The 10,698-nt window shown below is 74.7% G+C and carries 6 protein-coding genes; all 6 read left to right on the plus strand.

What is annotated here, in order from left to right; translation table 11 throughout:
* Position 1 precedes the first annotated feature (1 nt).
* The 6 genes from ACSMXO_RS05380 to ACSMXO_RS05405 all read left to right on the plus strand — a co-directional run bounded on the left by ACSMXO_RS05380 (position 2) and on the right by ACSMXO_RS05405 (position 10,691).
* On the plus strand, positions 2–3,568 hold the full coding sequence (locus ACSMXO_RS05380; RefSeq protein ID WP_455416906.1) for an ATP-dependent helicase: 3,567 nt from the start codon (positions 2–4) through the stop codon (positions 3,566–3,568).
* Entirely contained in the window at positions 3,565–7,056 is a 3,492-nt protein-coding gene (locus ACSMXO_RS05385; RefSeq protein WP_455416907.1) for an ATP-dependent helicase, read from the plus strand. Before ACSMXO_RS05380 ends, ACSMXO_RS05385 begins: the two co-directional genes overlap by 4 nt.
* 261 nt (positions 7,057–7,317) lie before the next feature.
* Positions 7,318–7,521 (plus strand): transcription antiterminator/RNA stability regulator CspE, encoded by a 204-nt coding sequence (gene cspE, locus ACSMXO_RS05390; protein WP_101369720.1) that lies wholly within the window; start codon positions 7,318–7,320, stop codon positions 7,519–7,521.
* Positions 7,522–7,742: 221 nt separating this feature from the next.
* Positions 7,743–9,047: a DEAD/DEAH box helicase gene (locus ACSMXO_RS05395; RefSeq protein WP_346262063.1), complete on the plus strand. Its 1,305-nt coding sequence runs from the start codon at positions 7,743–7,745 to the stop codon at positions 9,045–9,047.
* A gap of 256 nt (positions 9,048–9,303) precedes the next feature.
* Entirely contained in the window at positions 9,304–9,516 is a 213-nt protein-coding gene (locus ACSMXO_RS05400) for a hypothetical protein (protein WP_346262062.1), read from the plus strand.
* Between the two features lie 212 nt (positions 9,517–9,728).
* Positions 9,729–10,691 (plus strand): hypothetical protein, encoded by a 963-nt coding sequence (locus ACSMXO_RS05405; protein WP_455416908.1) that lies wholly within the window; start codon positions 9,729–9,731, stop codon positions 10,689–10,691.
* Positions 10,692–10,698 lie beyond the last annotated feature (7 nt).

Genomic DNA, 10,698 nt, shown 5'->3' on the forward strand with positions numbered 1-10,698 from the left:
GATGGGCGGCGTGCAGGCGTACCGGCTGGTCCGTCGGCCGGCCGAGGCCGCGCCGGCGCGACACGACGACCCCGTGCAGCGGGAGGTGGTCGGACACACCGACGGCCCGCTGCTGGTCCTGGGTGGACCGGGTACCGGTAAGACCAGCACCCTGGTCGAGGCGGTGGTGGCCCGGGTCGCCGAGGGTGTCGACCCGGAACGCATCCTGGTGCTCACGTTCAGTCGCCGCTCGGCCAGCGCGCTGCGGCACCGGATCGAGGCCCGGATCGCCGAGGCCACCAACCGGGTACTGCACGAGCCGCTGGTCCGGACCTTCCCGGCGTACGCGTTCGGGCTGCTGCGCAGGTCGGCGGCGGAACGCGGCGAGCCGTCCCCACGATTGCTCACCGGTCCCGAGCAGGATCTGATCATCCGTGAGCTGCTCGGCGTGATCGGGCTCGAGGACACCGAACCCGAGAGCGGGGACGAGATCGAGGACCCGGTCGGCTGGCCGGCGGAGTTGCGGCCGGCGCTGCGTACCCGGGCCTTCGCCGAGCAGCTCCGCGACCTGCTGATGCGGGCCGCCGAGCGGGGCGTCGGGCCGGTCGAGCTGGCCCAACTCGGCGAGAAGCTCGGCCGGGCCGACTGGCCGGCCGCCGCCCGGTTCCTCCGGCAGTACGTCGCCGTGCTCGCCCTGCGCGACGTCACCACTCGGGGCTCGGTCGCCTACGACCCCGCCGAACTCGTCCGGGCCGCCTCCGGCCTGCTCACCGACGACCCCGACCTGCTCGACGCAGAACGGGCCCGGCTCGCGCACGTCTACGTCGACGAGCTGGCCGACACCGACCCGGCCCAGGTGGACCTGCTGCACCTGGTGGCCGGTGGCGGCAAGCCACTGGTGGCGTTCGCCGACCCGGACTCGTCCACGTACGCCTTCCGGGGCGCCGACCCGGAGATCGTGCACAGCTTCCCGCACCGGTTCCGTACCGTCTCCGGGGCAGTGGCCCGGACGCTGGTGCTGCACACGTCGTACCGGGCCGGGCCGGGACTGCTGGACGCGACCCGGCGGTTGGCGCGGCGGCTGCGCGGGCCGGTGGCCCACCGTGACCTGCACCCGGTGCCGGACGCCGAGCCGGGGACGGTGGAGATCCGTACCTTCCGCTCCGGCACCAGCGAGGCGGCCTACCTCGCGCACGCGCTGCGCTCCGCGCACCTGCTCGACAGGGTGCCCTGGTCGCGGATGGCGGTGTTGCTCCGCTCCACCACGCTGCAACTTCCGCCGTTGCAGCGCGCGCTGCACACCGTCGGGGTGCCGACGGTGGTGCACGCCGAGGACCTGCCGCTGCACCTGCAACCGGCGGTGGCCCCGTTCCTGCTGCTGTTGCGCTGTGCCCTCGAACCGGAGCGGCTGGACGAGGAGGCGGCGGTGACGCTGCTGCACTCACCGCTGGGCGGCGCCGACCCGCTGGCCGAGCGGCGGCTCCGGCAAGGGCTACGCGCACTGGCGCTGGCCGGCGGAGACCGGCGTCCCTCCGGCGACCTGCTGGTGGAGGCGCTGCGGGATCCGCGCGACCTGCTCACCATCGAACGCCGCTGGGCGGCCCCGGCCCAGGCGGTCGCCAACCTGCTGGCCGCGGCCCGGGAGGCCGGCGCCGTGCCCGGGGCGACCGCCGAGGACGTGCTCTGGGCGGTGTGGCGGGCCAGCGGGCTCGCCGAGCGCTGGTCCGGCGCGCTGGCCCGGTCCGGTACCAGTGCCGGGGCGCAGGACAGCGGGCTGCGCTGGCGGGCCGCGGCGGCCGACCGGGACCTGGACGCGATCGTCGTACTCTTCGACGCGGCGGCCCGATTCGTCGACCGGCTGCCGGGGGCACGTACCGAGGTCTTCCTCGACCACGTGCTCGGGCAGCAGTTGCCGGCCGACACCCTCGCGCCGAGCGCCGACCGGGGCGAGGCGGTACGCCTGCTCACCGCGCACGCGGCCAAGGGGCTGGAGTGGGACCTGGTGGCGGTGGCCGGCGTACAGGAGGGGATCTGGCCGGACCTGCGGCTGCGCGGCAGCCTGCTCGGCTCGGAACGGCTGGTCGACCTGCTCGCCGGCCGGGGCGAGGGGGCCGGGATCGCGGCCACGCTGGTCGGGCAGAGTTCGGCGATGCTGGACGAGGAGCGGCGGCTCTTCTACGTCGCCGCCACCCGGGCCCGGCGCAGGCTGCTGGTCAGCGCGGTCGCCTCGGCGGCGGTCGGGGTCGCCGACCACGAGGAGCAGCCGAGCCGGTTCCTCTACGAACTCGGCCCGAGCGTCGAGCGCCCGGACGACGGCGACGGCCCGGCCGGCAGGGGCGGGCCGAACGGTACGGGTGGCCCGAACGGCACGGGTGGCCCGGAGGGCGGTGCCGGGGCGACCCTGGACGGGAACGAAGAGGAGAACGGGACCGCGGCGCCGGTCGAGGAGGTGGACGGGGTGCCCGACGACGTACCGGCGCTGCCCGTCGGCCGGCCGCCCCGGGCGTTGACGCTGTCGGCGCTGGTCGCCGAGTTGCGTACCGCCGTCACCGACCCGGAGGCGTCGCCGGCCCGGCGGCGCGCGGCGGCGGAGGAGTTGGCCCGGCTGGCCGTCGCCGGGGTGCCGGGGGCGCATCCCGACGACTGGTGGGGGCTGCGACCGCTCTCCGACGACCGGCCGCTGGTCGACGAGGGCGAACCGGTCCGGGTCACCCCGTCCGGGATGGAGAGCGCGCTGCGGTGCAGCCTGCGCTGGCTGCTGGAACGGCACGGCGGCAAGGCACCGGCCAGCTCGGCCCAGGGGGTGGGCAACCTGGTGCACGCCGCCGCGATGCTCGCCGAGGACGCCAGCGCCGACCGGGGCAAACTGCTGGAGTACGTCGCCGCCCGCTTCGACGTGATCGAACTCGCCGCCCGCTGGATGGCCGGCACCGAACGGGCCCGCGCCGAGGTGATGGTGGACAAGCTGCTGCGCTGGCTGGCCGGCAACCCGCGCCGGCTGCTCGCCATCGAACACGAGTTCGCGGTACGCCTCGACGACCCGTCGCGGCCGATCGAGCTGACCGGCCGGGTGGACCGGTTGGAGGTGGACGCCGACGGCCGGCTCGTGGTGATCGACCTCAAGACCGGCAAGTCGACGGCGGTGACCGCGTCGGAACTGGCCGAGCATCCGCAGCTCGGCGCGTACCAGGCGGCGGTGGAGGCGGGCGCCTTCGCCGACCTCGGTGCCGGGTCGGAGTCCGGCGGGGCCGCGCTGGTGCAGCTCGGTACGCCGACCCAGGACGCCAAGGAGCAGGTCCAACCGCCGGCCGGCGCGGCCGAGGAGGCGGGTAGCTGGGCCCGGGCGATGGTCCGGCGTACCGCAGACACGATGGCCGCGGCCACCTTCTCCGCCGTCGCCAACTCGAAGTGCCGGGTCTGCCCGGTCCGCAGCAGTTGCCCGATCTCGGGGCAGGGCCGCCAGGTCGTCGAGCCGCCCACCCGACGCCGTCCGGACACCGCCGCACCGAAACCGCCGGACGGGCGCGGAGCCGGTCCGGACACACCACCCAAACCGCCCGGACAGCGTGGCGGCGGGGAGCGCCGGTGACCCAACCGTCCCTGTTCACCTCGACTCCGACCCAGCGGGTCGCCGACGCCGGACCCCGCTACACCCCGGTCGAGCTGGCCAAGCTGCTCCGGCTGCCGGCACCCACCCTGGAGCAGGCCGCGATCATCTCGGCACCGGTCGAGCCGCTGCTGGTGGTCGCCGGGGCCGGCTCCGGAAAGACCGAGACGATGGCCGCCCGGGTGGTCTGGCTGGTCGCCAACGGGTACGTCGAACCGGGGCACGTCCTCGGCCTCACCTTCACCCGGAAGGCGGCCGGGGAACTCGGCACCCGGATCCGGACGAGGCTCGGCCAACTCGTGCGCCGGCTCGGCCGCAACAGCCGCAACAGCGACGACGACCCGTTCGGCGGCGAGCCGACCGTGGCGACGTACCACTCGTACGCGGCCCGGATCGTCACCGAGCACGGCCTGCGCGGCGGGTACGAGCCGTCCACCCGGCTGCTCACCGAGGCGTCCCGCTGGCAGATCGTCGACTCGCTGGTCCGCAACCACGACGGGGACATGTCCGAGGTGGAGCGGCAGCCGAGCACGGTCACCGACGCCGTGCTGGCGCTCGCCGCCGACCTGGCCGAGCACCTGGTCACCCCGGACGACCTGGCCGCCTGGACCGGCCGGTTCTTCGCCGAGGTGCAGTCCCGACCCGGCCGGGTCTACGCCGACGTACGCAAGGCGCTGCACGTCCAGCAGCTCCGGCTCCGGCTGCTGCCGCTGGTCCGGGCGTACGCCCAGCGCAAGGACGACTTCGAGGCGATGGACTTCGGCGACCAACTCGCCCGGGCGGCGCTGGTGGCCCGGGACCACCCGGAGGTCGGCGCGATCGAGCGCGGGCGCTACCGGGTGGTGCTGCTCGACGAATACCAGGACACCAGCCACGCCCAGGTGGTGCTGCTCCGCTCGCTCTACGGCGGCGGCCACCCGGTCACCGCGGTCGGCGACCCGTGCCAGTCGATCTACGGCTGGCGGGGCGCCAGCGCCGGCACCCTGGACCGGTTCCCGACCGAGTTCGCCCAGCCGGACGGCACTCCGGCCCAGGTGCGCACCCTCACCACGAGCTGGCGCAACCGGCCGCAGATCCTGGACGTCGCCAACGGGCTCGCCGCGCCGCTGCGGGCCGCCGGAGCACAGGTCGCCGAGCTGGCCGCCGCGTTCCGGGTGGACGAGGAGATCCCGGGCCGCACCGGCCGGGGGTACCCGGGCGGCACGGTGCACTGCGCGCTGCTCGACACGTACGCCGACGAGGCCGACTGGATCGCGGACAGCATCCTCGCCGCCTGGCGGGGCGCGGCCCGGATGCCGGACGCGCTGCCGGAGCAGATTCCGGTGGTGGCCCGGCCGACGACGGCTGTCCTGGTCCGGCTGCGCAGCCAGATCCCGGCGATCGAGGCGGCGCTGCGGGACCGGGGACTGCCGGTCGAGGTGGTCGGGCTCGGCGGACTGCTGGACACCCCCGAGGTGCGGGACGTGGTCTGCACCCTGCGGGTGCTCTCCGATCCGACCGACGGTGCCGCGCTGCTCCGGCTGCTGACCGGGGCCCGCTGGCGGATCGGCCCCCGTGACCTGGTCGCCCTGCACCGCCGGGCCACCGCGATCGCCCGCGCTCGCCGGGAACTACCCCGGTCCGACGACGACGCCGAGCCGGAGATCGTCACCGACCGGCTGGACGAGGCGACCCTGGTCGAGGCGCTGGCCGACCTCGGGCCGGCGCAGGCGTACTCGGCGGAGGGCTATGCCCGGCTGCGGGCGTACAGCAGGGAACTCGGCCTGCTCCGGCACCGCCTGGACCAGCCGTTGCCGGACCTGCTCGCCGACGTCGAGCGGACCATCGGCCTCGACGTCGAGGTGGCGGTACGCGCCGGCAGCGACGGCCGGGGCGGTGACGCCGGTCTGGCCCGGGGGCACCTGGACGCGCTCGGCGACGTGGCGGCCCGGTTCGCCGGTGACTCGGCCGGTGCGCCGCTGCACGCCTTCCTGGCCTTCCTCGCCGCCGCCGAGGACGAGGAGCGGGGACTCTCCCCGGGCGAGGTCGAGGTGGTCGAGGGCGCGGTGCAGATCCTCACCGCGCACGCCGCCAAGGGCCTGGAGTGGGACGTGGTCTCGGTGGCCGGGCTGAGCAAGGGCGTCTGGCCGGGTACGGCCCGGGGCTCGGACCACTATCTGCTCGGCCTCGGGGTGCTGCCGTTCCCGCTGCGCGGCGACGCGGACGGGCTGCCCGAGCTGGCCCTGGACGACGCCGACGACCAGAAGGCGGTGGCCCGGGCACTGGCCACCTTCACCGACGACTGGCGGGCGCACGACGAGCGGGAGGAACGCCGGCTGGCGTACGTCGCGGTCACCCGGCCGCGCCGGCTGCTGCTCTGCTCCGGGTACTGGTGGGGCGAGGGGACGAAGCGACCACGCGGCCCGTCGACGTTCCTCTCCGAGGTGTACGAGTGGTGCCTGACCACGCCCGAGGCCGGCGAGAGCGGCTTCGTGGTCGACGCCTGGGCAGCCGAGCCGGCGGCCGACGCCACCAACCCGACCACCGAGGTGGTGCTCCGGGCCGAGTGGCCGGCCGACCCGCTGGGCGCCCGACGCCCGGTACTCGCCGAGGCCGCCGCCCTGGTCCGCCGCCTGATGTCCGAGCAACCACCCGAAGCGGAGCCGTCGCAGGAGGCCGCCGCCCCCGGCGACGGTGACCTTCCCGGGGGAGACCGGGCCGGCGACGGCGACCCCGTCCCGGGAGACGACGCGGCCGGCGGGGAGTTGCCGCCGGTCGACCCGGAGGCGGCGGCCGCCGCGGCGGCCTGGCGGCGCGAGGCCGACCTGCTGCTCGCCGAGCGGGACATGCTCGCCCACCGCTCCGGGCCGGTCGAGGTGGCGCTTCCCGGCCACCTGTCGGTCTCGCAGCTCGTGACGCTGCGCCGGGACCCGGCGGCGCTGGCCCGCGCGTTGCGCCGGCCGATGCCCCGGCGCCCCGAGCCGTACGCCCGGCGGGGCACCGCGTTCCACGCCTGGCTGGAGCAGCGGTACGGGATCAGCCGGCTGCTCGACGTCGACGAACTGCCCGGGGCGGCCGACTCGGACGCGGCGCCGGACGAGGCGCTGGCCGAGTTGCAGGAGCGGTTCCTGGCCAGCGAGTGGGCCGAGCGCACTCCGGTCGAGGTGGAGGTGCCGTTCGCCACGTCCATCGGCGGGCTGCTGGTCCGGGGCCGGATGGACGCCGTCTTCACCCTCCCCGGCGGCCGGTACGACGTGGTCGACTGGAAGACCGGCCGGCAACCGACCGGGGTCGAGGCGGACGCCGCCGCGGTGCAGTTGGCGGCGTACCGGCTGGCCTGGGCGGAACTGGCGGGTGTGCCGGTGGACCGGGTCCGGGCGGCCTTCCACTACGTACGGGACAACCTGACCGTACGCCCGGCGGACCTGCTCGACGCCGACGGCCTGGCCGCGCTGCTGGCGCGGGTGCCGGAGGCGGCGGTGGGCGGTTGAGCCTGCCCAGGACAGGGTCATCCAGTTAATCTTCCGGAATCCGGGTCGACGGGGCCGGTGGTGTGCTAACGTTGCAGCGTTGCAGTTTTGGTTCCCAGAGACTCTGTGTGCGCCTGCGGGATTGTGACCGTAGGCGCTCTTTGTTATGTCCGGAGTTCTCCGGGCGGGGCGACCAGAGCGACAGCGGCCCACCGGCCACGGTGGGCAACTATTCGGTCCGCAACAGGTGCGGACCGAACGTTCCGTCAGGAGACGAAACACATGGCAATTGGCACCGTGAAGTGGTTCAACGCCGACAAGGGCTTCGGCTTCATCACCCCGGACGGCGGCGGCGCTGACGTCTTCGCCCACTTCTCCGCGATCCAGAGCTCCGGCTACCGCAGCCTGGACGAGAACCAGCGGGTGGAGTTCGAGGTCACCCAGGGCCAGAAGGGCCCGCAGGCGGAGAACATCCGCCCGATCTGACCCAGCGCCCTCTGCGGCGTCAGCCCAGAGACGAAGTTCGACCACCGCGCCCAGACCGGCGTGGTGACGCGGCCAGCCCGCGCCCGACGGCACGGGCTGGCTCCCGCGTATCTCCCGGTCCGTGGCTGCGGTCGCCGGGCGTACCGCCACCGGTGGCTGAGCCGCCGGTGGCGGTCGCCGGTGACCTTCCTCGACACGTACCGCATCGAGGAAGGCCCGTAATGACCCGCACCATCCATTCTTTCGCCGACGCGCCGCTGGCCGCCGGACTGCACGCCGCGCTGACCGAGAACGGCATCCTCACGCCGTTCCCGATCCAGGCGGCAACACTGCCCGACTCGCTGGCCGGTCGGGACGTACTCGGTCGGGGCCGTACCGGCTCCGGCAAGACGCTCGCGTTCGGCCTGCCCCTGCTGACCCGTACCGCCGGGCGTCGGGCCCGGCCGGGCCGCCCGCTCGGGCTGGTCCTGGTCCCGACCCGCGAACTGGCGCAGCAGGTGACCACCGCCCTCGCCCCGTACGCCCGCACGCTCGGGCTGCGCTGCGCCACGGTGGTCGGCGGGCTCTCGCTGAGCCGGCAGGCGGCGGCGCTGCGGGCCGGCGCGGAGGTGGTGATCGCCACGCCGGGTCGGCTCGCCGACCTGGTCGACCGGGGCGACTGCCGGCTGGACGAGGTCGCCATCACGGTGCTCGACGAGGCCGACCAGATGGCCGACATGGGCTTCCTCCCGCAGGTCACCGACCTGCTGCGTCAGGTGGCGCCGAACGGGCAGCGGATGCTCTTCTCGGCCACCCTGGACCGGGGCGTCGACCGGCTGGTCCGCCGGTTCCTCACCGACCCGGTGTCGCACTCCGTCGACCCGACGACCGCAACCGTCACCGCGATGACCCATCACGTCCTCCAGGTGGACGCCGAGGACAAGACGACGGCGGCGGCGCAGATCGCGGCCCGGGACGGTCGGGTCATCATGTTCGTCGGTACCAAGCACCGCGCCGACCGGCTGGCCCGGCAGTTGCTGACCAGGGGCGTACGGGCGGCAGCCCTGCACGGCGGCAAGTCGCAGCCGCAGCGGACCCGTACCCTGGAGCAGTTCAAGTCCGGTCAGGTGAACGCCCTGGTGGCGACCGACGTGGCGGCCCGGGGCATCCACGTCGACGGGCTCGACCTGGTGGTGAACGTCGACCCGCCCACCGACTCGAAGGACTACCTGCACCGGGGCGGCCGGACGGCCCGGGCGGGCGAGTCCGGCCGGGTGGTCACCCTGGTGCTACCCGAACAGCGCCGCGAGGTGGCGCGACTCCTCAGCGACGCCGGGATCAGGCCCGAAACCCTGGTGGTCCGCCCCGGTGACCAGGCACTGGTGCAGCTCACCGGAGCGCGGGTCCCGTCCGGAATTCCGCTCTCGGCGACGTCGGCCCGGCCGGCACCCGCGACGTCGGCCCCGGCGACGGTGCCGAAGCCCCGCTCCGCGAACGGTGGGACTCGCCGGGCGCCGCGCTCGCGCCGGCTTCGCCGGGCCGCCTGACCGCCCCGGCCTCGCCCGCTCGCCCTCCCGGATCGTCGTGGAAATCCCGCTGTGGTGACACGGCGTGAGGCCGGGTTGACCCTTGTCGGCGTGTTCCGAGCCGGCGGCGCGGTCGGTGCTCCGATCGGTCAGGGCAACTATGCCCGCGAATACACCTGATCGGGTCCGATGGGCGACTGCGGAGTAACCATCGACGGGCCATCCTGTCCTGGGGAACCAGCGACCACGGGGGCGGGTCGCGATGGGGGAGGTTGCGATGACCGTGCGTGTCGGTCAGGGCTCGACGCGGGAGATCCTGGTGGTGCTCGCGCTCGCGGTCAGCGGTCTGCTCCTCGCCACGCTCGTCGCGTTCACCCCGTGGTACGGCTTTGCCGCCGGGGCGCCCGAGGTCGAGGTGGTCGAGATGCACTCGACGGTGGGGACGTCGCCCGGGGACGAGATCGGGATGACGGTCGCCGGGAACGGCTGAGCTTTCAGGATCGCTGACCTGAAGGTTGGACACGGACGCCGACCAGGTCGGGTTGGGGGCCGGATCGCCCGCGTCGGGATCACGCCTGACCGCCCAGAGCGGGTGATCCGGCCCCCAACCCCCGTTCACGCGAACCCGGCACAGCCCGAACCCCCGCACCCGCCCTCCCGCCGGGTCGGCTGATCGGGCGGCCGGTGGTGTTCACTAGTGGAATGCCGGTTAACGTTCCGCGTGCGACCGACGGTACCGAGGCCCGGCCCGGAGCCGCCTGGGCGGCGGGTGCGGTCACCCGGATCGGCCTGCCCGCACCGGAACCGGAGCGACCCGAACCACCCCGGGGTGCGGGCGGTCGGGACCGTCGGCTGTGGTGGTTCGCCGGGGCGGCCGGCAGCGTACTGGTGGTCGGCCTGGTGGTGGTGCTGGGGCTGACCATGTCCGGCGGAGTCGACCCGCTGTGGAGCCGGCCGGAAGCGCCGACGGACGTGCGGCCACCGCTGGCCCGGAAGTGCCCACTGCCCGGCTCGTCGGGCCAGGCCGCCCCGGGTACACCGTCGCCGGGCGTACCCGGATCGCCCGGGCCGACGGCGCCCGGGTCGACGACACCCGGGCCGGATCCCGTTGTCCCGCCAGCCGGGCCGGGGCAGCCGTTGAGCGGGGAGCGGACCGTCGACCCGGAGGCGGGGATCTCGTACGCCAGCTACGGCGCACCCTGGCAGCCGTGGCTGACGGTGTGGAGTGCCGGGACGCTGGAGGTGCCGTACAAGGTCGGGCAGCACTTCGTCACCGAGCGGGAGTACGACGGGTTCAGCGACTACCACGCCTCGATCCTGTCGGCGGCTGTCCCGGCGGCCGAGAACGACGCCCTGACGTTCGACCTGGAGTGCGTGGGTCGGCAGGTGGCGACCGACGTGCGGACCGAGTACTACCCGCAGCCGAACCGGATGGAGTCGATCCGGGACGGCCAGACCACGCTGGGCGGGCGGCCGGCCTGGGTCTCCGTGTTCCGGCTGCACTTCAAGCGGCCGCAGTTGCGGGCCACCGACGAGTTGGCCGCCGTGGCCTGCATCGACGTGGGGCGGTCCACCGCCGCGGTCCTCTACATCTCGATACCCGGCACCCATCGGGAGTTCGACTGGGTGGTCGAGCACGCTCTCGCCTCGGTCCGCCCCGCCTGAGCCGGGT

The sequence above is a fragment of the Plantactinospora sp. DSM 117369 genome (genome assembly GCF_053764795.1).

What these genes read in the sequence shown, in the direction of transcription:
- ACSMXO_RS05380 (WP_455416906.1), top strand. Translation starts at nt 2, where the DNA reads ATGGGCGGCGTGCAGGCGTACCGGCTGGTCCGTCGGCCGGCCGAGGCC.
- ACSMXO_RS05405 (WP_455416908.1), top strand. Translation starts at nt 9,729, where the DNA reads ATGCCGGTTAACGTTCCGCGTGCGACCGACGGTACCGAGGCCCGGCCC.
- ACSMXO_RS05400 (WP_346262062.1), top strand. Translation starts at nt 9,304, where the DNA reads ATGACCGTGCGTGTCGGTCAGGGCTCGACGCGGGAGATCCTGGTGGTG.
- ACSMXO_RS05395 (WP_346262063.1), top strand. Translation starts at nt 7,743, where the DNA reads ATGACCCGCACCATCCATTCTTTCGCCGACGCGCCGCTGGCCGCCGGA.
- cspE (WP_101369720.1), top strand. Translation starts at nt 7,318, where the DNA reads ATGGCAATTGGCACCGTGAAGTGGTTCAACGCCGACAAGGGCTTCGGC.